This is a genomic window from Sphaerisporangium sp. NPDC049457, assembly GCF_055586705.1.
The window spans coordinates 577,767-602,871 of the sequence record NZ_JBVJHR010000002.1 but is presented as its reverse complement, the minus strand read 5'-3'; the positions used below and the strand labels follow the sequence as shown (position 1 = coordinate 602,871).

Sequence of the window (25,105 nt, the reverse complement as noted above, 5' to 3'; positions counted from 1 at the left end):
CAAATTGTTCTCCCCCTTGCTCACGGCCGGCGCCTCGATCGGTGCCGGCCGTGAGCGGCTGTGAGCAGGGGATTCTCGTGTCGCGGCCGGATAATCCCTCGCCGTCGGCGGCGCGCGGTGGCATGATGGCCGCGCACTGATCGTCGACCACCCAGGAGCATGCGATGCGGCGAGTTCTCGGAATGTCCCAGCGCCCCATCGGCACGAGACTTCTCGAGGGTTCGACGACGCATGCACACCCTGAACATCGGCATTCTCGCGCACGTAGACGCGGGTAAGACCAGCCTCACCGAGCGGCTGCTGTTCCACACCGGCGCCATCGGCCGGCTGGGCAGTGTGGACGACGGCAGCACCCAGACCGACTCGGGCGCCATCGAGCGCAGGCGCGGCATCACCATCCGCACCGCCGTGGCCACCTTCACCATCGGCGGTCTGCGGGTCAACCTCATCGACACACCAGGCCACGCCGACTTCATCGCCGAGGTGGAGCGGGCGGTCGGCGTGCTCGACGGCGCGATCCTCGTCGTGTCGGCCGTCGAGGGCGTCCAGCCGCATACCAGGCTGCTGATGAAGACGCTGCGCAGGCTCGGCCTGCCGACACTGATCTTCGTCAACAAGATCGACCGTGCGGGGGCGCGGGAGCGTGAGCTGCTCTCCGACATCCGCCGGTGGCTCTCGCCATGCAGCCTCGCCCTGAACACGGTCGACCTGATCGGTACTCCCGGCGCCCGCACCAGGCGGGAGCTGCGGCGGGCCAAGGCCGCCGAGGTCCTGGCCGAGAACGACGACGGACTCCTGGAGTGCCTCATCGAGGGCGGGACGCCCGATCTGGACCGGATATGGGAGGCCGTCGCCCAGCAGTGCGCTGACGGCGTGCTGCATCCGGTGGTGTACGGCTCGGCCATGACCGGCCACGGCGTAGAGGACCTGCTGACCGGCATCCGCCTGCTCCCTCCTGCCGGGGACGCCGCCGGCCCTGCTGGGGACGCCGCCGGCGACGCCTGCGGCACCGTGTTCGCGATCGAGCGCGGCCTGACCGGGGAAAAGGTCGCCTACCTGCGCATGTACTCCGGCGAACTGCGGGCGCGCCACCGGGTGGCGTTCTTCCGCCGCGGCGAGGAGTACCAGGGACGGCCCACCGCCGTACAGGTGGTCGGCTCCGGCGCGAAGACCGCCACGGCGGGCGACATCGTCAAGATCTGGGGGGTGCCGGAGATCAGGGTCGGCGATCGGCTCGGCCGCCCGCAGGACCCCGCCGAACAGGCGCACTTCGCGCCGCCGACCCTGGAGACCGTCGTCACCCCGCGTACTCCGGGCGAGGAGGGGCGCCTGCACGCGGCGCTCGCCGCACTGGCCGAGCAGGATCCGCTCATCGGCACCCGCACGCTGGAGACCGGCCAGACCTCGGTGCTGCTGTACGGGGAGGTGCAGAAGGAGGTCATCGAGGAGACCCTGGCCAGGGACTTCGGAGTGGCCGCGGACTTCGCGCCGAGCAGCGTGGTGTACCTGGAACGCCCGGCGGGCGTCGGAGAGGCGTTGCAGGAGGTCTCCAGGCACGGCCGCAACGACCTGTGGGCCACCGTCGGCCTGCGCGTCGAGCCGGGCGGGAACGGCTCCGGGCTCACCTACGTGCGGGACGTCGAACTCGGCTCGCTGCCGCTCGCCTTCCAGCGCGCGATCGAGGAGACGGTCGAGCCCACGTTGCGCAGCGGCCTGTCCGGCTGGCCGGTGACCGACATCGTCGTGACCCTGACCAGAACAGGCTTCGTCGCCCCGCTCAGCACGGCGGGCGACTTTCGTGCCAGGACGAGGCTGGTGCTGATGGAGGCGCTGCGAGCGGCGGGCACGGTGCTGTACGAGCCGTTGCACCGCTTCGAGCTGGAGATCCCCGCGGAGTCGCTGAGCCAGGTCACGACCCGGCTGATCGCCCTTGGCGCCGACATCGCCGAGACCATCGCCGACCGGGAGGAATGGCTGGTCAGAGGACACATACCCGTACGGACAGTGCACGAGTTCGAAACGCTGCTGGCCGGCCTGACCCACGGCCAGGGCGTCTGGTGGTCACAACCTTCCGGCGACCGACGCGTCAAGTCACTCCACGTTCCCTAGCCCGATGCCACGCACGTACGCCGGGCCGGGCACCGCACAGCGGCGCCGACATCGCCGTACCACGACCTGCCGACCCGGCGCCGATCACATCCGGCCCCAACGAGTGAACAGCCGCATCGGGCGGCCCGTGCGGCGAGGGAGGTCCATCTCGTCGCAGGTGTTTCCGGCGTTTCGGGTTAGCGGGTTTCAGCGGCCGGGAACCGGTCGTCGAAGGTGATGGAGAACGCGTTGAGGGCCGGCTTCCGTCGCACGGCCCATCGGGTCCGGCCTTGACCAGCCGGGTCCAGTGACCGGGTGACGAGGTAGAGGCATCTACTTCAATGCTGCCTGCCCGGAGGGGAAGTGGCCGGAGGTTTGATCGCCTGTCGGTAACGGGGCGTTGAGCGACTTGATGGCGTTGGGCTGCACAGCACCTGGACGATCTCCAGGTCGTGGTCCAGAACGGGATGAACTCCTTCCAGGCGTTCGAAAGGTCGTGGCTGGGCGCCCGTGGGGAGGGTGGTTCAGCCTTCGAAGAAGGTCATGGTGACGCCGGAGACGGTGCGCCGGATCGGCTCGTACCCGTCGGGGTCGATGTGCTCGCGCACGGCCGCGCTGAGATAGACGTGGCCTGGGCTGCCGAGGTCCTGGGTCATCTTGGAGGCGAAGTTGACCGGCGCACCGGCGATGTCCCGGCCGCCGGAGGGGATCTGTCCGGACAGCACCGGCCCGGTGTCCACCCCGATGCGGCAAGCGATCTCCTGCTCGGCCAGGGCCGCCCGCATGCGCTCGGCGAAGCGTACGGCGGGCGCCGGATCGTCGAAGAGATAGATGGCCAGCGGACCGGCGACCTTGACCTCCATGGCGCCGGTCGAAGGGAGCAGGCGCAGCCCTGTCTGTCTCATCACGTTCGACAGGGTCAGTCCGTGCAGCAGCGCGAGGTCGGGTGTCTCGGCCGGCACGGTGTCGCGCTCGGCGAGCACCACCGTGCGCCGCCGCAGGTGCCGGGCGGCGAGCCGCTCGGCGAGCCCGGCGTCCTGCGGACTCCGGTCGAACAGCAGGAGGTCGGCGTAGAAGTCCGACGAGTAGGGGATGGGGTACGAGCCGCCCTCGGGCGGCCGCGTGAAGTCCCCGCGCGGGCCGTCCAACAATTGGTGGACGGGGTGTGAGAGCCCCGCGTGCGGGCCACCATCCGATACCTGGTGGAGGGGGTGTGAGAGGTCTGCGCACGGGCCGTCCGATATCTGGTGGACGGGGCGCGGGAGGTTTGCGTGCGGGCCGTCCGATACCTGGTGGACGGGGGGTGAGAGGTCTGCGTGCGGGGTGTCCTGTGGTCGGGAGGTGGGGGCGGGTGGGCTGTCTGTGGTCTGCTCGTTCGTGTGCTGCTTGACCCGACCTTGACCGTCCTGATTCGGCCTGCCCGTACCTCGTTCGGTTGGATCGGGCTTGGGGCGCAGGGTGAAGGGGTGGCCTGCTGGTAGCCGGTCGATGACCGCCTGGGTGACGGTGATCTCGCCGCCTGGCGTGTGGTTCTCGGCGAGGTTCTCGATCAGGTCGGCGTCGGCGCCGTGGAGGCCGCCGGGCAGGTCGTAGAACTCGCCGAAGTGCACGCCGATGCCGACGCGGATGCGGCAACGGCGTTCGATCTCGTCGCGCACCCGCAGCAGGGTGGACAGCAGCGCCGCCGCGTCCGTGGAGGCGGGGTGGAACATCTGGGCGTTGTCCGCAGCCCAGACGCCCACCGCCCGGCCGCCGGCGGCGGCGCAGTGCCGGTACAGGATGCGTTTGGGCCGGTCGATGAGCGCCAGCACTTCCACAAGGCCGAGGCGTTCGCTCACCTTGGTGAGGCCGGCGGAGTCCGACACCACGCTGTAGCCGCGGACCGCGTGCCCGGCCAGCAGTTCGCGCGCGTCGGCCGCGCGCCGGGCGCTCGCGAGCCACAGCTCAACGAGTGTCAGCGGCAGCCCGCCCGACACGTCCTGTGCGAGATCGAAACCGCCCGGCGCGAGCCGGCCGGTGGGAGGTTCGGAGGAGGTCACTCCCGCATTCTAGATAACTCAGGGTAATTGTATGAATTCGCTGAGTCATTGAGTTCGGCGGTCTGGTTCGGTCGCCGGATGCCGAGAGGCTCATTTCCGTCACCGGACGGCCGGCCGGTCGTCCAGCGTGGCCAGGAACTCCTCCGCGCGCCGCGCGAACAGATGGGTGCCGCGTTCGGCGGACAGCGTGCGGCACCTCTCGGCGACGGCCCTGACCTCGGCGACGGGTTCCCCTCTCGCCAGCAGCAGCCGCGCCCGCAGCAGGAGGATCAGGCCCTCCGCGTAGCGCTGGTCGTACAGTTCGAGGCAGGAGTCGGCCCGGTCGAGGGCCGCGGCGGCCTCGTCGAGCGCCCCGGCGGCCAGCCACATCTCACAGAGATGCCCGTAGAACGCCGAGACGCTCGCCCGCGGCGGGTCGAGGAGGTTGGTGGCGATGAGCCGCTCGGCCTCCCCTGCCGCGCCGGCCGGATCCGTGCCGGTCATGGCCAGCGCCCAGCACCGGACCAGCCGCTGGTAGGTGCCGAGGAACACGAAGGAGAACCGAGGGTCCGCGGCGATCCCCCGTTCCGCCGCGCGCAGGGCTCGTACCGGGTCGCCGATCACCGCCTCCGTCCTCGCCGCGTGGGCGGCCCACACCGTGACCGTGAACGGGTCGTCGCCCGAGGCCTCCAGCAGGTCGAGCAGCGATCGCGCGCCGTCGGCGTCGTCGTGCATCGCGGTCGCCTCCGCGAGCATCCCGATCATCAGCAGCTTCAGGTCGTACCAGACGGGATCCTCCTCGCGCCGGACGACGCGGGTCAGCAGAATCCGGCTCGCCTCGCTGAGGCGGCGGTAGGCCTCGTCCATGTTCCCGTCGCTGAAGCGCTGCAACCCCCACGCCTGCAGGCCGTACGCGCGCACCAGCGGCTCGGCCGACGCCTCGCCCTGGCGCAGCAACCGGCGCGCGAGCGGCCTGCCGCGGTCCGTCTCAAGACCCTGGGCGTGCGCCATCCAGCGGGAGTAGAGGAAGACGGTGGCGTCGAGTTCCCGGTCGAGACTCCGGGCCAGGCGCTCGGCCCGTTCCAGGAGTCCCACCGCCGAGGCGCCGTACATGGAACGCATGCCGACGACCGCGATCAGCTGGGACAGGGCGGACAACTCCAGCTCGGCGAGGTTCGCCGTCCGCGCCACCCGGACGGCCGAGCGCAGCTGCCGCTCGGCGGCCTCCAGCGCGGACTTCGCGGCCGCGTGACGGCCCGCGCGCACCAGCGCCGCCGCGGTCCTGCGCGGATCGGCGAGCGGGCCGGCGGCCCACAGGTGGTGGGCCACGCGTTCGGCGGCATGGTCGCAGGATGGCCCGGTGCGCTCAAGGGCGTCGGCCACGCGCAGGTGCAGGCGGATCGCCCGTCCCGGAGGCGTGGTCTCGGCGACCGACTCGCGGATCAGATCATGCGGGAAGCGGAACGAGAACGGGTCTCCGGGCGCCGGTTCGAGCAGGCCGGCGGCTTCCACGGGCTCCAGGCGATCGAGGCAGGTCAGCACGTCGAGGGCGGCGGCGTCGGCGAGCAGGCTCAGGTCCACGTCCCGTCCGATCAGCGCGGCGATCTGGAGCAGGTCCCTGGCGTGGTCGTCGAGCCCGGTCATCCTGTCGCGGACGACGTCTCGCACGGTGGAGGGCACTCCCGCCCGCGCCACGGCGTCCTCGGAGATCACGCCGCCGTCGGCGAGCAGCCGGGCCAGTTCCCGGACGAAGAACGGGTTGCCGGCGGTGCGGGTGCGGAAGCCGCGGACGGCGCCCGGCTCCGGTTCCCTTCCGGTCTCACGGCGGACGAGCTCGGCCACCTCCGCCGGGCCGAGGGGACCGACGCGGACGCGGTAATGGCCGGGCACCCGGCTCACCGCGGCCAGCGTCCGCGCCAGCGCCGATCCGGGCGCGGGGGCGCGGTCGCGGAGCCCTCCGATGATCGCGGTGCCGGCCGGCAGCCGGGCCGCCAGGTGACCGAACAGGCGCAGCGACGCGGTGTCCGCCCACTGCAGGTCGTCGATCACCAGTAGCAGCGGCCGCCGCGCCGCGCCCTGGCCGACCACTGCGACGGTCGCCTCGAACAGGCGGAACCGGGCATGGCCGTCGGCCGCCATCGATTTACAGGGCACATCGCCGTCCTGCGCGGGGAGATGACCGTCCTGCGTGGGGAGATGACCGTCCTGCGCGAGGAGTCGGCCGTCCCGCGCGAGGAGTTGGCCAAGTTCGCCGGCGAGCCATTCCTCCCGGGACGCGCCGGGCAGCTCGTCCAGCACCTTGCCGACCGCTTGCACCCACGGCCACATGGACGGCGTCCCCTCACCGTCCAGACAGTGGCCCCAGACGACGCCGGCGTCCCGCCGATCCGCTTCGGCGGCGAGTTCCTCCAGCAGGCGGGTCTTCCCTATCCCCGGCTCGCCCTCCAGGACGACGAGCCCGGTGCCTCCGGTGAAGATCGGATCGATCGCCTGCCGCAGCGCCGTCAGCTCCTCGGCCCGGCCCACCAGGACGCCTCCGGACGGTGTGCCGGATCCCGCGGCGGCCCGCGACGGCACAGGCACCGGTTCGTCCGCGGCCGGCGGCCGGACGGCCTGGGTCGCGGTCGCCGCCGGCCGCCGGTCCAGCACCCGCCGGTACGCCGCGGTCAGGGCCTGGCCGGGGTCGATTCCCAGGTCGGCGGCCAGGCGAGCACGGACGGCGTGGAACACCGAGAACGCCTCGGCCTGCTGACCGGCGGCCGCCAGGGCGGCGATGAGGCTCGCCTGCACCGGCTCGTGCAGCGGCGCCATCTCGGCGGCCAGGCGCAGGGGCGGCAGCACTCGCTCCGGACGGCCCAGCGACACGGCCAGCTCGGCCGCCGCCGTGCACGCCTCGAAGAACCGGCCGTCGAGTCTCGCGAAGATCGGCGTCGCGGCCGGCCCGGGGCTCAGCCCTTCGCCCGCGGACCCCTGCCAGAGTCCCAGCGCCTCCGCGTAAAGGCCGAGAGCCTCCTCGTGGCGCTCCTTGGCCGAGGCGGTGCCGGCGGCTTCGGCCAGGTCGCGGAACATGACGAGGTCCAGCTCCCCCTCACCCGCCGTGAACAGGTACCCGTTGCCGTGCCGCTGCAGGTACGAGCCGGAATCCCTCGGCGTGAGCGCGGGCTCCAGCAGGCGGCGCAACGAGCCGACGTACTTGTGGATGACATTGAGCGCGCTGGCCGGCGGATCGTCGGCCCAGATGAGGTCGATCAGCTCGTCGGTGCTGGTCGGCCGCCCTTCCCTGGCCAGCAGAAGGCCCAGCAGGAAGGCCTGCTGGCGCGGGCCGACCTGCAGCTCGGCGCCGTCCCGCCAGAGCCGTAGCGGGCCGAGAATCTGGAAGAACAGAGAGCCGTCCGCCCCGTCCGTGGCCGATCGGTCCTCGCCATCGCCACCGATGGCGGGGATGGGAACGGCCACGCATGTACCACCTTGCTCGTCGGGACGGCTGCTCGCGGATCTCCTGAGCTGGACAGTAAAGCGGACCGCGAAGCCGGCGGGTACCGCGTTCCTGCTCGATCAGTGCCCATTCCGCCCGTGCCTGAGCAGGCGCCCCCGCCGGGCGCCTACTCGGCGTCCGAGCGCATCCCGCGCAGCCCGGCTGCCACGTCGCATGCGTCGGCGTACGCTCCCGGCGTGCGGCCGAAGCGGTTGCGGAACTCCTTGATGAAGTGCGAGACGCTCGCGTAGCCGACGTGACGGGACACCTCGGCGACGCTCCTGTCGCGGTCGACGAGCAGCTCGCGCGCCCGCTCGAGCCTGTACTCCTTCAGGAACTGGTACGGCGAACGGCCGGTGACCTCGCGGAACAGGGCCGAGAACGCCGATGGGCTCAGGGCCACCTGCTTGGCCAGGTCATTGACGGTCAGCGGCTCCGCGTAGTGCGCCCGTGCGAACGTGAGCGCGGCGGAGATCGGGTTGTGCGAGGTCTGCCTGGCCGCGATGTGCAGCATCCGGGAGAACTGCTCCCGGCGCAGCACGCGGTAGACCATCTCCTCGACGCACATCGGCGCCAGTACCCGCCGATCGGCTCCGCTGTCGAGCGCCCGCAGGAACCGCAGGACCGCCGCCATGAGCTCAGGATCGAGCGGGGAGACGACGCAGCGCTCGGCCTCGTCCTGCTCCGCGACCGGGTCGGAGGCGCCCGGCCGCGGGCCGAGCATGCCGGTGGAGATCTTCCGCACCAGCGCCGGGTCGATCTCCAGCGCGAAGGACAGGAACGGCTCGCTCGGGCTGGCCTGCAGGACCTCGGCCTGGAAGTACAGGTTGCCGCCGAGCACGAGGTAGTGGAACGGGTCGTAGACGTAGCGCCTGCCGTCCACGATCACCGCCTTGCTGCCCTGCGCGACGATGCCGAGGGACAGTGTGCGGATCTCCTCCCAGGCGGGCGCCGTCGGTTCGTCGAAGCGGTAGAGGGTCAGGCCGGGCCAGCCGCCGTCGTTGCCCCCGGCCTCGGACGCGCGCGCGGCGAGCGCCGAGACCAGGTCGGCCGCGCTCACGCGGTGCTCAAGCTCCGAGGTCGCCATGATGAGCCCCCCTGCGCCCGCGAATGGTGTCCTGACATGACGAGGGCCGGTCCGGCCAGCGTATCAACGGGCTGACGCGCGGGCGGGGCGCAGGAGGACGAGAACGGGCCGCGCCGGGCGGGCACTTCACCCTTCGGTGAAGTGCCCCGCCGCGGAGCGGTTCACCAGTGGTGGCCATTACGGAGCTGGCCGCGGACCGCGCCGTCGGGGAACTCGGCGGTGTGCATGTTGGCGTACCAGTTCTTCGGGTGCCTCTTGATGTCCCTGAGCAGGCTGCTCCGGACGAGAACGGAGCCGAAGGCGGTGTTTCCGCGAATGCTGCCCTTGGACAGCAGGTCGATGACGACGGGGCCGTTCACACCGGCCTTGCCCCGGTGAATGTGGAAGGCGGTGGGCCTGCCGGTCTTCTTCCACTGGACGAGGAAGTAGAAACGGTTGCCCTTGATGCGGAACTTGGCGATGGCCAGGCCGTTCGGGTCGTCGACCTTCTTGCCCGGTTCGCGCACCTCGTTCTCACCGAGCAGCCCAGCGGCGAAGTAGTAGCTCCTGGCCGTGCCGGTCGTGTGCGCGTGACCGTGCGTGTGACCGTGCGCGGCGGAGGCCGCGGTCACCGTGGCGGGCCGGGATGCGGCGGCCGCGGGGGTGGCGATCATCGTGCCGGCGGCCACGACCGCGACCGCCCCCGCCGCCGCGCTCCCCAACCCACGCCGCCACGACATCCGGCCCTTTGCCACCTGCGTCGACTTCTTCATCGTGCCCTTCTTCTTTCTCAACGGTCCCTCGCGGCATTCTTCCGCCGCAACGGTGAATTCCACGATAGTGGTCGCTCCAAGGGCAAATGCAAGAATGGCCTGTGATCAATGACACAGGAAACGTCGATCACCGCTCCACGACCGCGAAAGCGCCGCCGACCTGGGGGCCGACCGGCCTCACATGTCGAATCTGCGAGAAATCCAGTGAGCGTCCACTCGTCGTCAACGAACGACTCACTCGACCCGCTCGCCGCGCTCGCCGAGTGCGATGTCCTTAATGGCGAATTCGGCGCCGAAAGCCGTCGGAGAAGCTTCTGGACGTTACGGAGTTCACTTTCCGTCCAGTAATCGTCAAGTCCATACAACCTGCATTGCGGATGCAAGCCACTTCCAGCACAGCCGGCGTCCACCTGCCCGCGACGCCGGCATCGCCCAGCCGCTGACAACCCCGACATCCCTGATCGGACCGCCGCCTCCGGACCGCCTGGGAGCTTCGCGTGGCGAGGAGAGCGGGAACCCATCGACGCGACGGCCCGTTCTGCGCTGAAATGGCATTCGAGCCAGGAGTGGAACGGAGTCGCGGGTGGCACAAGTGGTCAGCTACAGCGTCGACGGCGGGGTCACGGTCGATTTCGAGATCGAGCCACCGCCGGGCTTCCATCCGGCCGGCGCGGGGGAGGTGGTGGCCCGGGTGAAGGAGTCCGTCGCGCCGGCGGTGCGGGCCGCGCAGGTCGTCCTGGACCAGGTCCGCGAGCTGGCGCCGGAGGAGGTCCAGGTGAAGTTCGGGGTCAAGGTGACCGGCACCGCGAACTGGCTGGTGGCCAAGGCGGCTACCGAGGGCAATTTCGAGATCACCCTCACCTGGAAGCCGGAGGGACGTCCCGCCCCCCGATGACCACCGGCCCCGCTTCCGACTCTTGGATCGTCGCGCTCCACGGATCGCGGACCGATCACCGCCCCATCGGGGCGGGCGTGGTCCTGGACGGCCGCCGGATCCTGACCGCGGCTCACGTCATCACCGGGCCGGCGGGCGTCCGCGAGCAGCTCTGGGCCGCCTTCCCCAAGTCGGACGGCGCGCCCGGGCGACAGCGCCGCGTGGTGGACGTCAAGGCCGACACGTCATTGATCACCGATCTGGCGGTGCTGGAGTTGGACGAGGACGTCCCCTCCGGTGTGACGCCCGCCCCGCTGCGATGCCCCCGGCCGAAGGACCTGGTGGCACAGCCGTGGTGGGCCTTCGGCTTCCCCCGCAACGATCCACGCGGCAGCTCGGCGCACGGATTGGTCGGCGAGGACCTCGCCTACGGCTGGGTCCGTCTGGACACCGGGTCACGCTACCTGCTGGAGCCCGGCTTCAGCGGCGGCGGGCTGTGGTCCCCCGAATACTCGGCCGTGGTGGGGATCGTCGGCCAGGCGAACGACAGGGGCGACGGGCAGGCGATCACACTGCACCAGGCCGACCTGTGCCTGCCGGACGCCAAGCTCCGCGTGCTGGCGGAGTGGACCGCCAAGGAGGCCGGCGACCTAGCCCTCGCTTCCTGGGGGTGGAGCCTGGTCGACGACCCGGAGGCGGGCAGGCACTGGCGGCCGCGTGCCCGAGGCGTGGCCATCGACAGCGAGCGGGGCTACCGTTTCCGCGGGCGTGAGGCCGCCCTCACGATGATCGTCCGCCGGCTGGACCGCGACGTCCCGGACCGCCGCATCCTCGTCCTGACCGGTTCGCCCGGGGTGGGCAAGTCGGCCGTGCTGGGGAGGGTGGTCACCACGTCGGACGCCTCGCTGCGCGCCGAACTGCCCGAAGACGACCGAAGCGTCCTGGCGTCGCCGGGCTCGGTCGCCTGCGCCGTCCATGCCAAGGGCAAGACCGCGCTCGACGTCGCCAAGGAGATCGCCCGCGCGGCCTCGGCCGCGATCCCCGAGCGCGTCGACGATCTCGCTCCGGCGTTGCGCGACGCGCTCACCGAGCGCGGCGCGTCCCGGTTCAACATCGTGCTGGACGCGCTCGACGAGGCCGTCAACCCCGCACAGGCCCGCGAGATCATCCGGGCGATCCTCCTCCCGGTCGCCTCGACCTGCGCCGACCTGGGCGCTCAGGTGGTCGTCGGCACGCGGCGGCGGGACGACGGAGGCGACCTGCTCGACGTCTTCGACCGCACCGTCGAGATCGTCGACCTCGACGATCCGCGGTACTTCGCCGAGGGCGACCTCGCCGACTACGCCATGGCCACCCTTCAGCTCCTGGGGGACGAGCGCCCGGACAGTCCGTACGCCGACGACACCGTGGCCTGGCCCGTCGCCGCGCAGATCGCCGCCGCCTCCGACCGGAACTTCCTCATCGCCGGCCTCGTCGCCCGGGCGCACGGCCAGTACGACCGGGTCCCGGTCGACCCCGCCGAGATCTCCTTCATCCCAACGGTGAACAACACGCTCGACGTCTATCTCGACCGCCTCCAGTCCGTCGCCGGCGTGTCACCGCGGACCGCGCTGACGGCGCTCGCCTTCGCCAGAGCCCCGGGGGCGCCGGCCGAGCTGTGGCGTCTGCTCATCGAAGCGCTCGGTGAACCGGCGCCCTCCACCCACCAGTTGCTGACCTTCGCGCGATCGTCGGCGGCCAACTTCCTGGTCGAGTCCAGCGGCACCGGGGCCGCCAAGGTCTTCCGCCTCTTCCACCAGGCGCTGAACGACGCGCTGCTGTCCGCGCGGGCGTCCCTGCTCCCCGCCGGGCAGGACGAACGCGCCATCACCCGGACGCTCCTCGCCCATGGACGGGCCACATCGTGGGCGAAGGCCGCCGATTATCTCGTCACCGCGCTGCCCGACCATGCCGAGCAGGCCGGCATGCTGGACGAACTGTTCACCGACGACACGTACTTGTTGTACGTGGACCTGCTGCGGCTGATGCCGCTGGGGTGGCGGGCGGCGGGCAAGGAGGCACGCGACCGCGTCCGCCTGCTGCGGCTCACGCCACAGGCACTGTCGGGATCGCCCGACGCGCGGGCGGGGCATCTCAGCGTCACCGCGAAACTGGAGGGCCTGCCGTTCGCACCGGATCTGGCGTTCCGGTCCCCGCCGTACCAGGCGGCCTGGGCCTCGACCGCACCGCGGATGGAGATCTGCGTCCTCGAAGGGCACACGCAGCCCATCACCGCGATGTGCGTGCTGTTCGCCCGCGACGGGAGCGCACTGCTGGCCACCGGCGGCGAAGAAGGGACACTGCGCCTTTGGGACGCCGCCATCGGCCGCTGCCTGGTCACGGTGGAGGACCTCTCCGCGGCCGTCACGACGATGTGCGCCTTCGGCCATCCCGACGGAACGACCATGCTGGCCACCGGTCACCAGGACGGCGGCATCCGGTTGTGGGACATCGCCCACGGCGCCGAACGGGCGCGGCTCGACGGCTTCCGCTGCGCCGTGGCGGCGTTGTGCGTACTCGACACGCCGGAGGGCAGGCTGCTGGTCGCGGGCGGCGACGACGGCGGGGTGGATCTCTGGGACCCGGTGGCGGGCCGCCGCCGTGGCCGGGCGGCACAGCACTACGGCGGCGTCACCACCCTGTGCACGCTTCCCGGGCCGGGCGGCGCCGCGCTCTTGGCGACCGGCGGGAACGACGGCGCCGTACACCTGTGGGAACCGGACACCGGACGCCACATCGACACGCTGATGCACCGCCCCGGCGGGGTCACCGCCATGGCGGTGCTGCCGCGGCCCGGCGGCGGCGTCCTGGTCGCCGCGGGCGAGTCGGGCCCGATCCAGGTCGCGGGCCTTGATCTGACGGACCGCGTGCTGCGGGGCGGCGAGGACGTCACCGCGATGTGCGTACTGGCCCTGCGGGACGGCGCGCCACTGCTGGCCGTCGGCTCCTACGACGGCACCTTGCGCGTCCAGGACAGCGAGACGGGCGACGACCACCTCGTCCTGGAAGGCCACACCACCATGGTCACCGCAGTGTGCGCCGTGCCGCAGCCGGACGGCAGCCCGCTGCTGGCCAGCGGCGGCGACGACGGCACGGTGCGCATCTGGGACGTCGGCACGGCGGCCGGCCCGGACAAGGACGGCGACTGGTACGACACGGCGGTCGCGGCCATGTGCGCGCTCCCGATGGGCGACCACACGGTGCTGGCCACCAGCGGCCACCGGGAGCCCGTGCAGTTGCGCGCCGTGACCACCGGCGAGGTGGTCGACAGGATCCTCGACAGCGGGCGTGAGGTCACCGCGCTGCACGCCGTGCCGCGGAACGACGGCTCCGCCGTCCTCGCGGTCGGGACGGTGACCCGGAGCGGCGTCGCGCTCATCGACGTGTACGACCCGGTCGCCCGGGAGGTCCTGCCGGCCCAGTTGCACGGGGTGGGCGAGATCAACGTCATGTCGGCGCTGCCTCTGCCCGACGGGACGGTACTGCTGGCCGCCAGCGCCGGGGAGTCCATCATCGACCTGTGGGACCTCACCCGGCGGAGGGAGGAGTACCTCTGGGATCTGCGGGACGAGGAGCCGGCGTCCCTCGGCGTCTCCGCCATGTGCGGCCTCCCCGGCCTGGGCGGCGTGACGTATCTGGTCACCGGCCATGTGGACGGGACGGTGGTCGTCCGCGACCCGTCCACCCGGACCACCCTGACGGTCCTCGCCGGGCACACCGACTCGGTCTCGGCCATGTGCGTCCTCCCCCGACCCCAGGCGCCGGCGCTGCTGGCCACGGGGAGCGACGACCGTACCGTCCGCGTCTGGGACCCCCGCACCGGGTCCTGTCGCACGGTCATGCACGGGCACACCAGCACGATCACGGCGATGTGCCCCCTTGACCGGAACGGGGAGCATCCCCTGCTCGTGAGCTGCAGTTATGACCGCACGGTACGCGTCTGGGACACCTCGGGGCACCGGTCGCTGGTGATCCCCGTCCACCACCCGGCCGCCACGCTCGCCTGGACCGGTGACCTCCTGGCCGTCGGCCTGACCGCAGGGGTGCTCGCCATACGCTTCGCCCCGGTGATCGAGTACGGCGCCTCCTCCGCGTCGCACGCGTCCTCCGCGTCGCACGCGTCCTCCGCGTCGCACGCGTCCTCCGCGTCGTGGCTCCGATCGGAAGGCGCACCACCTCCGGCGTGACCGTGTCACCCGACGTCCGGCGAGCTCCCTCGCGCACGTCGCGAAAGCCGGACCATGCGAGAAGTGAACGGCTCGCCGCGCAATCCGGTAGGGAAATGGGGACAACGGGGAGATTGCGCCGCCCCGCGACGGGCCTCGCCCTGGCCGTGGGGATGGATCACCCGGCGAGCGGCTTCTCGAAGCAGGCGGAGTAGTCCAGCGACTCGTAGGGCGGGAAGATCGGGATGCGGGTGTAGCCCTCGCGCTCGTACAGCCGTACCGCGTCGGGCTGCCGGTCGCCGGTCTGCAGGATGATCCGCCGCGCGCCGGCCGCGCGGGCGGCCTCCTCCGCCGCCGACAGCAGGGCGCGCGCCACTCCGGTGCCGCGATGGGAGGGCGCCACGTACATGCGCTTGAGCTCCACCTCCTCGCCCAGGCGGCGCAGGACGAGGTGGCCCACCGGCAGTCCGGCGTCGAAGGCGACGCCGGTGTACAGGACCGTCTCGGCCCGCACTTCCATGCCCGTGGGCAGGTGGCCGGGGTCGGCGAGCCGGTCGGCGTACCGCAGCCGCATCTCGGTCACCATCGCCTGGCGCAGCGCCTCGGCGTCCGGGTCGTCATAGGGCACGGCACGGACGGGGAACGTGGCCTGGTCGGTCGTCATCGGTCTCCTCGCCGGGTCGCGGGACGGGACGGGCGCGCGCCGGAGGGCGGCGGCTGCCAGGCCCACGGTACCGAGCGCCGGGCGCAAACCGGACCCCGGCGTCGGCGGGGCGCTCGTTCCGGTCGATTCCTCCGCGCCCGGCGGGCCGCACATGTACCGGCGCTTCGGGGTAGTTTGTGATCAATCGAGGGGGTGACCATGGGGCTTTCGTACGTGGTGACCGGCGGTGGTCAGGGCATCGGCCGGGCGATCGCCGAGCGGCTCCTCCAGCGGGACGGCCGGGTCATCGTCATCGAGCGCGACCGCGCGGCGGTGGCGTGGACGCGCGGGCATCCGGCAGGGCCGCGGGTGGCCGCCGTGACCGGCGACGCCTCCGAGGAGTCGGTCACCGAGCGTGCCGCCGACCTGGCGCAGGCCGCCGGTCCGCTGGCCGGCTGGGTGAACAACGCCGCGGTGTTCCGCGACGCCTCCCTGCACGAGGTCCCGGCGCGCGAGATCGTCGGCCTCATCGACCTGAACCTCGGCCCCGCCGTCGCGGGCTGCGCCACGGCGGTCCGCCGCTTCCTCGCGGCCGGACGCGGCGGCGCGATCGTCAACGTGTCCTCGCACCAGGCGCAGCGGGCCGTCCGCGGCGCCCTGCCGTACGCCACCGCCAAGGCCGCCGTCGAAGGGCTCACCCGCGCGCTGGCCGTCGACTACGGCCCCTCGGGAGTGCGCGTCAACGCGGTCGCCCTCGGCTCGATCGCCACCGCGCGGTACGAGGAGTACCTGCGCGGCCAGGATCCGCGGGCCGCCGGGCGCGTCGAGGACCAGATGCGCCGCCTCCACCCGCTCGGCCGGGTGGGACGACCCGAGGAGGTCGCCGCGACCGTCGCCTACCTGCTGTCGGACGACGCGAGCTTCGTCAACGGCGCGGTCCTCCCCGTCGACGGCGGCCGCGCGGCTCTCGGCCTCGACCCCGAGGCGACCTGACCGGACGCGTCCCCTCCGCCGCCGTCGACAAAAGCGGGCAGGGGCGGCCGGGGTGGAAAACGGGTGGCCGGCGGCCCGGAGGGCGGATCTACCATGTGACCGTGCTGACCCCTCCCGGCGACCTGACGGACGACGTTCTGGCCTCGGCGCTGGCCCGTGGGTGGGGTCTGGACGTCGTCTCGCTCACCTACCGGCCCGTCGGCTTCGGCAGCCACCACTGGGAGGCCCGCGACGCCGGGGGCGTGCGGTGGTTCGTCACCATCGACGAACTCGACGGCATGGCCCTGTCCGGCGACGAACCGCTGGACGCGGCGTACGGCAGGCTGCGGTCCGCGCTCGCCACCGCTCGCGCCCTGCGCGACCACGGGCACGGGTTCGCCGTGGCACCCGTCCTCACGCGCGGCGGCGAGCCCGCGGCACGGTCGGGCGACCGATTCTGCGTCGCGCTCTATCCGTTCGTCGACGGGCGGAGCTTCGCCTGGGGCGAGTCCTCCGACGACCACCGGCGCGCCATCCTCGACATGGTCATCGCCGTCCACACGGCGCCGCACACGGCCCGCCGCCACGCCATGGCCGACGACTTCGCCATCGCCCACCGCGACGTTCTGGAAGCGGCACTGCGCGGCGCCCCCGCCCCTGAGACGGTCCGCGGCGACGAGCCAGGCCCGTACGCGCGCCCGGCCGCGGCGCTGATCGCCGAGCACGCGGCGCCGTTGCGGCGGCTGCTCGGACTGTACGACGACCTGGTGGCCGCCGCCCGGGCCGACCCGTCGCGCATGGTGCTCACCCACGGCGAGACGCATCCCGGCAACACCATGCTGGCCGCCTCCGGCGACTGGATGCTCATCGACTGGGAGACCGCGCTCATCGCGCCGCCCGAACGCGACCTGTGGAACCTCGACCCGGGGGACGGCTCCGTCCTCGCCGGCTACGCCGCCGCGACGGGCGTCGCGCCGCTGCCTGCGATGCTGCGTCTTTACCGCGTCCGCTGGGACCTCACCGACATCGCGCTGGAGACCACCCGCTTCCGGCGGCCACACCGAGGCACCCTCGACGACGACAAGGGCTGGGAGATCCTGCGCGCCCAGCTCACCGGCATCTCCGCCCTCGCCTGACCCCACCGGCCCGACGGCGCCCGCACGGCCGGGCGCGCCGCGGACACCACCCGGTCGACCTTGGTCGCCGCGCACTGGTCCACCGGTCGGCAGAGGACGGGGGCGAGGGACCGGTGGACGGCGAGCACACGCCGACGGCGGCCGCGTTGGCGGTCGCCGTCGGGAGGGGGTGCACGCCGTCATGGCAGGACGGTCGTGGCGCCGCCGGTCAGCTGTGCGGGCAGGTGTCGCGGTACTCCGAGATCGCGAGACTGCGCGGCGCCGGGCAGATGAACTGGTCATAGCGGGTGTCGTCGTCGATGAAGCGCTTCATCCACGAGATCATGTACTTGGCCATCGTGGTGTTGGACGTCTGCGGGAAGAAGTGCGAGGCGGCCGTGAGCTCCATGTACGCCTTCTCGCTCGACGACGGGATGCTCGAGTAGAACAGCTGCGAGTGCGTGGCCACCGGGGCGATGAGGTCCGCCTGGCCACCGATGATCATGGTGGGTACGCGCACCCCCGACCAGACCTTGTTCAGGTTCCACGGTGCGATGGGGATGGCCGCCTGCAGCGACGGCCGCGCGTTCGCCGCCTCCAGCGAGCCGCCGCCGCCCATGGAGTGACCCGCGACGGCCAGGCGCGAGGAGTCGATGCGCGACCTCACCGTGCTGCTGCTGCTCCTGACCAGATAGTCGAGCGCGGCGAGCAACTGCCGGCCCCGGCTGTCCGGCTGGTCGTACAGCGTGTTGGTCTCGATGCCGAACACGACGAACCCCTGGGAGGCCAGCCGGGGACCGAGCCAGCTGAGGCTCGCCCAGGTGGCGGTGTACCCGGGTGAGATGGCGATGGCGCCGAACGTTCCCTGGCTTGTGTCGGTCGGGTAGTAGATGGTGCCTCCGCCGAACCCGCTGACGCTCAGCGATGACACGGAGGTCTGCGCCGTCGCGAACGGGCCGCGGGCCGCCTCGATGCTCGCCTCGGTCGGATTGGGGCCCCGCTCGTAGGGACTGGCCGCCTGCGCGCCGGGGGCGTAAGCGACGCCGCCGCCGGCGGTGAGGGCCAGCGCCAGGCAGACCTTGACGATCAGTCGCGCTCGGAAGGGCCGCCTGGGTGCCCGGCGGGCGGCGGCGGGCCTGGGGGGAGAGTCCGGCCGGGTGAGGGTGGCCTCGCCGGAACCGCGGGTGATGGCGGGGGGACAGGTGACGGCGGGGCGGCGGGTGAGGGAGAGGATCTCGCGTGGCTGCACGTTCGTGTGCTCCCTGTCGGTGGGGGGACCAGCGGAGCGGCCGGCCCCGGCCCGGGCCGCCCGGGCGCCGGGCGCCCGGATGCCGGAACAGGGCCGGGCGCCTGAGACCCGCGTGGGGAACGCCGCAGGTCAATGGGGGCCGGACCGCTCTGCTGACTACTGACTGCCGCAATTGTGGAATCGCGGAGTCACCCGCGCATCGGCGAAATCACCAGCCTTCCGCCGGCATCCGGCGCACCCCCGGCCCTGCCCCTCCTCGACCCGCGCCGCTCGGGCGCGCGTCGGAGATGGTCGTCGGCGGTGGCGGGGACGCGGCGGAAGGCGGTGACCGTCCCACGGGTCAGGAGAGGAGGCGGGCCAGCTCGACGCGGGAGCGGATGCCGAGTTGGGCGAAGATGTTCCTCAGGTGGTGGTCCACGGTGCGCGGGCTGATGAAAAGTTGTGCGGCCACCTCGCGGTTGGTGGCGCCCTCCGCGACCATCCGCGCGATCTGCGCCTGCTGCGCCGTGAGCCGCGCGATCTGCGCCTGCCGGGCGGCGGCGCGCCCGGCCGCGAGCCGGTGGGACGCCGGCGCCTCGGCCGGCCCGGAGGCGGACGGGACGCTCTGCCCGGCGGCACGCAGTTCGGCGCGCGCCTGGCTCGCCCACAGCCGTGCGCCGAGCCGTTCGAAGACGTCCAGCGCGCTGTGCAGGTGTTCCCTTGCCGCGCCCGGACGCCGCTCGCGGCGCAGCGCGCCGCCGAACAGCAACTGCGTGCGGGCCGTCTCGAACTCGCACGACCCGCGGTGGTGCAGGTCCAGTGCGTGCCGGAACAGCTCTTCCGACGCTCCCGGGCCGGCGAGCAGCGCGTGGCACCGCGCCGCCAGCGCGAGCCGGTCGGCGCTGTGGGTGCTGCCGGCCCAGCGGTCGAGCACCTCCAGCGCCGCGACGGCGTCCTGCCTCTCCCCCGTGCGCGCCGCGGCCTCGATGAAGGTGGGGGTCGCCATGACGCGTATCACGACGTGGCCGTGCCTCAGCTCGCCGCGCAGCCGGTTGGCGGCGTCGGCGACGCGCCCGCAGGCCAGGTCGAGATGGGCCAGCGCCCAGTTGCCGAGGGTGGCCGCGACCCCGAGCCCATGGGCGTCCGCGACTTCGAGGGCGGCCATGGCCCGCGAACGGCATGTCTCCTTGTCGCCCTGGACGGCCGCGGCCAGCGCGAGCCACGCCAGATGGTGGCCCGCCGTGCTGTGCTGGCCGGTCTCCTGCGCGAGCTTGAGCCCTTCGACGGCGTGACGGGTGACCGAGCCGTACCTGCCCATCCACATCTCGGCGGTGATGACGGTCGAGAGCATCTGCGGCAGCGCCGAGGCGCCTCCTCGGCCCCGCGCGCACTCGACCGCCCTGGTGGCGAGGCCGAGCGCGTTCGCGTCCTCGCCGAGCAGCAGGCTCGCGGCCCCGGCCCAGACCAGCATGGCCGGGCCGTCCGCCCGGGGCGCCAGGTGCAGGACGCGGCGCAGCGGCGCGGCGGCCTCGGCGTGCCGTCCCCGCAGGGTGGCGGCCGTCCCTTCCAGGTACTCGAACATCAGCTGGATGGCCGGGCGGTCGTCGGGACGGCGCAGCACGGCGGCGCGGCGGGCGATGGACAGGAAGCGCTGATGGTCGCCGGCCAGGTAACCGGCCTCGGCGGCGCGGACCAGGGCCCGCACGCCCAGGGCGCGGTCGCGGTCGAGCAGCCATCCGGCGGCGGCCAGGAACCTGTCGTGGGCGTTGCCGGTCTCGCCGCCGAGCAGTTCGAGGTTGCCGCGCAGCAGTTCGGCCTGGCCCCGCATCTCCTCGGGCACTTCGAGCGGCGACAGCCGGGCGAGCAGCGCCCTGGCGCGTTGCGGGTGGCCGGAGACGGACGCGTGGTGGGCGGCCGACGCGAGCCGCGCGGCCTTGACCTCGCCCTGTTCGGTGAGCTCGGCGGCGCGTTCCAGGGCGACGAACGGCTCGGGGTGCCCGTCGTACCGGCCCGCCGCCTCGGCCGCCTCGGCGAGTTCGGCGGCCAGTTCGCCGAGCGAGCCGTCGAGGGCGGCGGCCCGGTGCCAGGCCCGCCGCAGGCGCTGGTGGTCCTGGTCGAGGACGCGGGCCAGCAGGCGGTGCGCCGCCCGCCGGCGCGCCAGGGACGCCCCGGCGTAGAGGACCGGGCCCATCGCCGGCTCCGCGAAGGCGTACCGGCCGTCGAACGCCACGGCGATGCCGGCGTCCTCGGCGGGTTCGAGCAGGTCGAGCGCGTGTCCCGGCGCGGCGGGGAGCGCCGTCCGGTCGTCGCGCCACCGCTCGGCGGCGCGGATCAGGGTGGGGATGTCGAGGTCGGGGTCGGCGGCGATGAGCAGGAGCAGGGTGCGCGTCGCGGCGGGCAGTCGTCCGAGCGCACGGGTGTAGGCGGTCCAGAGCCGACCGCCCGGCGGGACGGAGGCGGGAGGCGCGTGTGTGCCGGCGAGCTGCCCGGGGGTGAGCGAGTCCGTCAGCTCGGCCAGGGCGAGGGGGACGCCGTGCGCTACCCGTTCGATGGACGCCCGCGGTTCCTCGCCGAGCCCGGCCGGGGCGAGATCGTCGAGCATCTGCCCGGCGGCGGCCGCGTCGAGCGGGCCGAGGACGCGCACGGGAACGTCTCCGGTCGTCCAGCCGTGATCATGGTCGAGGGCGGAGACCCCGTGGTCGAGGGCGGAGACCCCGTGATCGAGGGCCGAGAGCCCGTGATCGGGGGCGGCGAAACCGTGGTCGCCGGCGGAGAGTTCGTGGTCGCGCGCCGCGGGAGGCGGCGCGGGCGGTCGCTGGGAGGCGAACAGCATGACGATCGGGTCGCCGGACAGGCGGCGCGCGGCGAACAGGAGCAGATCGCGGCTCGCCGGGTCGAGGTGGTGCAGGTCGTCGACGCACACCAGGACGGGGCGGCGGACGGCCAGCGCCGCCAGCAGGTCGAGAGCCGCCGCGGCGACGTCCAGCCCCGGACCGGGGCCGCGGCCGGCATCCGGCGGGCCGAGGTGGAGGGTCGCGTGGAGCAGGGCGGACTGGGGCGGCGGGAGCTGGGATCGGGCGTCCCTGACGGGGCGGAGCAGGCGGTGCAGGGCCGAGTACGGCAGGCGGCGCTCGGCCTCGGCGCCGCAGGTGCGCAGCACCAGGAAGTCGCGCGCCTGCCCGGCGGCGAAGTCGAGCAGCGCGGTCTTGCCCATGCCGGGCCCGCCGGCCAGCAGCAGGGCGCCGCCCGAGCCGTCGCGGGCCGCGTCGAGCAGTCGCCGTACGGCGTCCTGTTCGCCGGCTCTGCCGCGCAGGACGACCGCCCGCGCGGGGAGTGACGACGCGAGGGACACGCCTTCAGTGTTACGCCGAGATGTCGCCCGCCGGAAGGGACATGTCGAACCCTGTTGCTTACAGCCTGTCGACTCGACCGTCGGCGCACCGGGCACCACCGTCGGACCGCCGGCACACCGGGACCACCATCGCGCCGCCGGCGCGCCGGGACCATCATCGGCCGCCGGCGCGCCGCGCACCACCGCCGGGCCATCGGTACACCGGGACCACCGTCGGCCGTCGGGCACTGCCGTCCGCGGACGGCGAGTCCGGCCCGCGCCTTCCACGGGTCCGGGCCGGGGACACGACGAGGCCGCGGGAAGGGGGCGCCTTCCCGCGGCCTGCGCGCCGGACCGCCTGTACCCGTCGGTCCATGGCGGTCGTGAGCGGCTCCGCTATGTCAGGTCGCCGCATTTGCGGGCGTCGGGATCCTTCGCGCCGCCGGGGACCCAGCGGACGTTGGCGAACGACGCCGAGAAGGCCGCGTCGGTGTAGACGAGGAACGGGGTGTTGACGTTCTCGAAGTCCAGGGCCGGCGCGAAGCAGGACACCGGGATCTTGACGGTGGCCTTGCTTCCGACCGGGAGGTTCTGGAACAGCGAGGTCGCCACCACCTCGGAGATGCAGGGATACACGCAGTGGACGCTCACCACGGTGCGGTTGACCGGCGGCTGGTGGACGATGGTGTCGAACTCGAGGGCGGCGTCCGCGTTGAGGTAGCCGCGCAGGTCGGCGACGCCCGCCGGGTCCTGCATGTAGAGCTGCGCGGGACCGGCGCCGGTCCAGGTGGCCTTGAGGCCGTCCTGCTGCACGTTGACGTCGGTGGGCACCACGTTGATCTCGGTGTGGGCGGCCTCGCCGTCGGGGCCGATCTGGGTGCCGCCCCAGTTCTCCGCCGAGCCGATCAGGCTCTTGTACGGGGCGATGTCCGTCCTGTCGAACACCAGCAGGTCCTCGGTGGCGGTCCCACCGCCGCCGCTGGTCGAGCCGCACGCGGCGTCGTGCGTGGGCTCGTCGAGAGTCCCGACCGAGCCGGTCTGCCCATGGCGCAGGCCGTAGCCGGGCGGAAAGAGCGGATCGTAGCCCTCGTCGCCCACGTTGAGCGGGGTCTGGCAGGGCTCCTTCGGCCACGAGTAGGACAGCCTGCCGGTGTACCCCTTGCTCCCGTGCGAGGTGCGCACGAGCTGGTCGGCGACGCCTCCGCCCTCGGTGCCGGGCAGCCAGGCCACGACGAACGCCTCGGAGCGGTTGAGCTCCTTGTTGACGTACAGCGGGCGGCCGGTGACGTACACGGTGACGACCGGGGCGCCCTTGCCGTGCACCTTGTCCAGGACGGCGAGGTCGCCGGGGTAGAGCCGGGCCGCCTCCAGCGTGCGGCGGCCGAGGTCGCCGACGCCTTCGGCGTACGGCGTCTCGCCGATGACGGCGATGACCGCGTCGTACGCCGAGGGGTCGACGCCGTCGGCGGTCTCGCTGAAGGTGACGTTGGCCGCGCCCAGCACCTCGCGCAGGCCGCCGAGGATGGTGGTGCCGTTCGGGAAGTCGGCGTTGGTGTTGCCGGTGCCCTGCCAGGTCACGCTCCAGCCGCCGGACTGGTTCGGCAGGCTGTCGGCGCTCTTGCCGACGACCAGCACCTTGGACCTGGGCGCGAGCGGCAGCACCTTGCCGTTGTTCTTGAGCAGCACCTGCGACTCGCGGACGGCCTTGCGGGCGAGCGCCCTGGCCTGGAGCGCGCCGTCCGAACGGGCGAAGACGCGCGCCGAGGGCTTGGGCGCGCTGAACACCCCGGCGCGCAGCTTGACGCGCAGGATGCGGGTCACCGCGTCGTCGATGCGCGCCATCGGGATCTCGCCGCTCTGGACCTGGGCGATGGTGTTGGCGATGAACGCCTTCCAGTCGTTGGTCACCATCACGACGTCGATGCCGGCGTTGATGGCGCGGGCGCAGCTCGCGTTGGTGCAGCCGGCGACCTGGCCGTGGGCGTTCCAGTCGGAGACGACGACGCCGTCGAAGCCCATCTTCCGCTTGAGGATGTCGGTGAGGGCGAGCTTGCTGCCGGTCACCTTCCCCTCGTTGATGCCGAGGTCGGCGTTCGTCCAGCTGTTGAACGAGGCCATCACGGTCTGCGCCCCCGCGGCGAGCGCGCCGTAGTAGCCCTGGGCGTGCATGTTGATCATCTCGGCCTCGGAGGACGGGTTGACGCCCTGGTCGGTGCCCTTGATGGTGCCGCCGTCGCCGATGAAGTGCTTTGCGGTGGCGATGACGCCCTTGTCGCCGACGCCGCGGGGGTGGTCGCCCTGCAGGCCGCGGACGGCCTCGTAGCCGTAGGCGCGGGTGATGCGCGGGTCCTCGGAGTAGCCCTCGTAGGTGCGGCCCCACCGGTCGTCGCGAACGACGGCGACAGTGGGGGCGAACGCCCAGTCCTGCCCGGTGGCGCGGATCTGCTGCGCCGTGGCCGCGCCGATGTCGCGGATCAGGCAGGGGTCGTGCGCGGCGCCGAGGCCGATGTTGTGCGGGAAGAGCGTGGCGCCGTACACGTTGTTGTTGCCGTGGACGGCGTCGATGCCCCAGATGACGGGGATCTTGGTCCTGGTGGAGACCGACGCCTGCCAGTACGCGTCGGCGAGGTCGAGCCACGACGTGCGCGGAGCGTACTTGTCGTGGCCGGGCCAGGAGCCGCCGCCGTTGAGCACCGAGCCGATGAAGTACTGGCCGACCTCGGCCGGGGTGATCGCGGAGATCTCGGGCTGGGTGATCTGCCCGACCTTCTCGGCGAGCGTCATGCCCGAGACGATCTTCGCGATGCGCCGCTCGTCGGCCGGGTTCTTCTTGATCGGGCTGGTGACCTTGGGCCAGTCGGCGAGCGTCGGCAGGGTCTTCTCGATGCGGGCGCAGCCGTGCTCCATCGCGGGCTTGCCGATCACCGGCTGCCTGGCGCCTCTGGCGCCGTCGGCGCTGTCCGCGCCGGCGGACGGCGTCCCGGCGACGCCGCCGGCGAGGAGCGCGAGGCCCGCCAGCAGCGCCGTGGCGCCGTGGCGGGCCCTTGATCTGACAGGGGGTCTGGTCATGGGAGGTCCGTTCTCGTCGCACTGCGCGGGCGTGCACGGCTCCGCCCGCAGCCGCACTCTCGGATACTGACCATGTGAGAGCGCCGAGTCAAGGGTGTGATAGAGCGCTCTCTGAGGACCGTGTGGCATGCCGCCACGCCTGTGATGGGACGTCATCGCCTCGGCCAGCGGGCATGATCAAGAGGGTTCCGGCCCTGCTCCGGAGGGGCGCCGCCACGGGCGGGGCGACCGCTGAGAGAGCGCTTTCT

The 25,105-nt window shown here is 72.7% G+C and carries 13 protein-coding genes and 1 pseudogene; 5 read left to right on the top strand and 9 right to left on the bottom strand.

The genetic code is table 11. The features are described 5' to 3' along the window. The first annotated feature begins 231 nt into the window (after positions 1-231). Positions 232-2,109 carry a GTP-binding protein gene (locus ACZ6QO_RS05890; RefSeq protein WP_465848041.1) on the top strand — a complete coding sequence of 626 codons (1,878 nt, stop codon included), beginning with the start codon at positions 232-234 and terminating at the stop codon, positions 2,107-2,109. Positions 2,110-2,285: 176 nt separating this feature from the next. Here the strand turns inward: ACZ6QO_RS05890 and ACZ6QO_RS05885 are convergent. From ACZ6QO_RS05885 to ACZ6QO_RS05865, 5 genes and pseudogenes are all read right to left on the bottom strand, one after another. Beyond that, positions 2,286-2,575, bottom strand: a pseudogene (locus ACZ6QO_RS05885) (transposase); the annotation flags it as partial. Between the two features lie 37 nt (positions 2,576-2,612). Then, positions 2,613-4,127 (bottom strand): adenylate/guanylate cyclase domain-containing protein, encoded by a 1,515-nt coding sequence (locus ACZ6QO_RS05880; RefSeq protein ID WP_465848039.1) that lies wholly within the window; start codon positions 4,125-4,127, stop codon positions 2,613-2,615. 99 nt (positions 4,128-4,226) lie between these two features. Continuing rightward, positions 4,227-7,562 carry an ATP-binding protein gene (locus ACZ6QO_RS05875; protein WP_465848038.1) on the bottom strand — a complete coding sequence of 1,112 codons (3,336 nt, stop codon included), beginning with the start codon at positions 7,560-7,562 and terminating at the stop codon, positions 4,227-4,229. Positions 7,563-7,708: 146 nt separating this feature from the next. Further along, positions 7,709-8,668 carry an AraC family transcriptional regulator gene (locus ACZ6QO_RS05870; protein WP_465848036.1) on the bottom strand — a complete coding sequence of 320 codons (960 nt, stop codon included), beginning with the start codon at positions 8,666-8,668 and terminating at the stop codon, positions 7,709-7,711. Positions 8,669-8,829: 161 nt separating this feature from the next. Beyond that, positions 8,830-9,420: a CHRD domain-containing protein gene (locus ACZ6QO_RS05865; RefSeq protein ID WP_465848034.1), complete on the bottom strand. Its 591-nt coding sequence runs from the start codon at positions 9,418-9,420 to the stop codon at positions 8,830-8,832. A 583-nt stretch (positions 9,421-10,003) separates the two neighbouring features. Here ACZ6QO_RS05865 and ACZ6QO_RS05860 point away from each other — a divergent pair. Then, positions 10,004-10,315, top strand: a complete 312-nt coding sequence (locus ACZ6QO_RS05860; RefSeq protein WP_465848033.1) for a CU044_2847 family protein — start codon at positions 10,004-10,006, stop codon at positions 10,313-10,315. Further along, the gene (locus tag ACZ6QO_RS05855) at positions 10,312-14,520 is read left to right on the top strand and encodes a trypsin-like peptidase domain-containing protein (RefSeq protein ID WP_465848031.1); all 4,209 of its coding nucleotides are present in this window, start codon (positions 10,312-10,314) and stop codon (positions 14,518-14,520) included. Before ACZ6QO_RS05860 ends, ACZ6QO_RS05855 begins: the two co-directional genes overlap by 4 nt. A 157-nt stretch (positions 14,521-14,677) precedes the next feature. On the opposite strand, the gene ACZ6QO_RS05850 is transcribed toward ACZ6QO_RS05855, so the two are convergent. Then, entirely contained in the window at positions 14,678-15,163 is a 486-nt protein-coding gene (locus ACZ6QO_RS05850) for a GNAT family N-acetyltransferase (RefSeq protein ID WP_465848029.1), read from the bottom strand. Between the two features lie 198 nt (positions 15,164-15,361). On the opposite strand from ACZ6QO_RS05850, the gene ACZ6QO_RS05845 reads away from it, so the two are divergent. Both ACZ6QO_RS05845 and ACZ6QO_RS05840 read left to right on the top strand, forming a co-directional pair. Continuing rightward, positions 15,362-16,135 carry an SDR family NAD(P)-dependent oxidoreductase gene (locus ACZ6QO_RS05845; protein WP_465848027.1) on the top strand — a complete coding sequence of 258 codons (774 nt, stop codon included), beginning with the start codon at positions 15,362-15,364 and terminating at the stop codon, positions 16,133-16,135. Positions 16,136-16,236: 101 nt separating this feature from the next. Then, positions 16,237-17,250, top strand: coding sequence for a phosphotransferase (locus tag ACZ6QO_RS05840; RefSeq protein WP_465848025.1), 1,014 nt, complete (start codon positions 16,237-16,239; stop codon positions 17,248-17,250). 208 nt (positions 17,251-17,458) lie between these two features. Here the strand turns inward: ACZ6QO_RS05840 and ACZ6QO_RS05835 are convergent, their stop codons facing one another. The 3 genes from ACZ6QO_RS05835 to ACZ6QO_RS05825 form a co-directional block, all read right to left on the bottom strand. After that, entirely contained in the window at positions 17,459-18,319 is an 861-nt protein-coding gene (locus tag ACZ6QO_RS05835) for an alpha/beta hydrolase family protein (protein ID WP_465848093.1), read from the bottom strand. Between the two features lie 499 nt (positions 18,320-18,818). Next, the gene (locus ACZ6QO_RS05830; RefSeq protein ID WP_465848023.1) at positions 18,819-21,809 is read right to left on the bottom strand and encodes an AAA family ATPase; all 2,991 of its coding nucleotides are present in this window, start codon (positions 21,807-21,809) and stop codon (positions 18,819-18,821) included. Positions 21,810-22,184: 375 nt separating this feature from the next. Further along, positions 22,185-24,857, bottom strand: a complete 2,673-nt coding sequence (locus ACZ6QO_RS05825) for a glycoside hydrolase family 3 N-terminal domain-containing protein (RefSeq protein ID WP_465848022.1) — start codon at positions 24,855-24,857, stop codon at positions 22,185-22,187. Positions 24,858-25,105: the final 248 nt, after the last annotated feature.

Bases quoted from the DNA above. Each gene is read 5' to 3' on its own strand.
- ACZ6QO_RS05890 (WP_465848041.1), top strand. From the start codon at position 232: ATGCACACCCTGAACATCGGCATTCTCGCGCACGTAGACGCGGGTAAG.
- ACZ6QO_RS05845 (WP_465848027.1), top strand. From the start codon at position 15,362: ATGGGGCTTTCGTACGTGGTGACCGGCGGTGGTCAGGGCATCGGCCGG.
- ACZ6QO_RS05825 (WP_465848022.1), bottom strand. From the start codon at position 24,857: ATGACCAGACCCCCTGTCAGATCAAGGGCCCGCCACGGCGCCACGGCG.
- ACZ6QO_RS05865 (WP_465848034.1), bottom strand. From the start codon at position 9,420: ATGAAGAAGTCGACGCAGGTGGCAAAGGGCCGGATGTCGTGGCGGCGT.
- ACZ6QO_RS05850 (WP_465848029.1), bottom strand. From the start codon at position 15,163: ATGACGACCGACCAGGCCACGTTCCCCGTCCGTGCCGTGCCCTATGAC.
- ACZ6QO_RS05855 (WP_465848031.1), top strand. From the start codon at position 10,312: ATGACCACCGGCCCCGCTTCCGACTCTTGGATCGTCGCGCTCCACGGA.
- ACZ6QO_RS05870 (WP_465848036.1), bottom strand. From the start codon at position 8,668: ATGGCGACCTCGGAGCTTGAGCACCGCGTGAGCGCGGCCGACCTGGTC.